Genomic DNA, 682 nt, shown 5'->3' on the forward strand with positions numbered 1-682 from the left:
AGGTCGAGCGCATCGACCCCGACACGGGCGAGGTACGCCGTGAGGCGCAGGTGCTGTGGTTGGCCGAACTGACCCACCGTGGTGCCCAGATCCGTGAGCGATTGACCGCTCGCCGCGCCTTTCGTTGCCGTCGGCGCACAGTGAATCTGCGCTATCGCGCCTCGCGCTTTCATAATCGCACCAGACCCAATGGCTGGCTCGCCCCGAGTCTGCGCCATCGATTGGACACCACGCTGAGCTGGGTCAATCGTCTCCAGCGTCTCGCGCCCATCAACAGCATCAGCCAAGAGCTGGTGCGCTTTGACACTCAGGCACTCCAGAACCCTGAAATCAGCGGTGTGGCGTATCAGCAGGGCGAACTCGCCGGTTATGAGGTGCGCGAATACCTGCTGGAGAAATGGCATCGCACCTGCGCCTATTGCGGCGCCACGCAGGTTCCACTAGAGATTGAGCACATTCAACCCAAAAGCCGGGGCGGCTCAGATCGAGTCTCCAACCTCACGCTCGCCTGCCGCACCTGCAATCAACGCAAAGGCCGTCAGCCGATTGAGGATTTTCTGAGCAACCAGCCCGAGCGCCTGCGCCGCCTTCAGTCACAGGCCAAAGCCCCGCTTCACGATGCGGCGGCGGTCAATGCGACGCGCTGGGCACTCTTTGAGCGATTGAAGGCCGCGGGCTTGCC

1 protein-coding gene is annotated in these 682 nt (G+C 62.8%); it reads left to right on the forward strand.

All coding sequences use genetic code 11. From position 1 onward, the window contains the following. Positions 1-682: RNA-guided endonuclease IscB (gene iscB / locus CKO36_RS19320; protein WP_200286512.1), on the forward strand; the 682-nt coding region annotated here is incomplete at both ends.

The sequence above is a fragment of the Rhabdochromatium marinum genome (assembly GCF_016583795.1).
GTDB classification, from domain to species: Bacteria; Pseudomonadota; Gammaproteobacteria; order Chromatiales; family Chromatiaceae; genus Rhabdochromatium; species Rhabdochromatium marinum.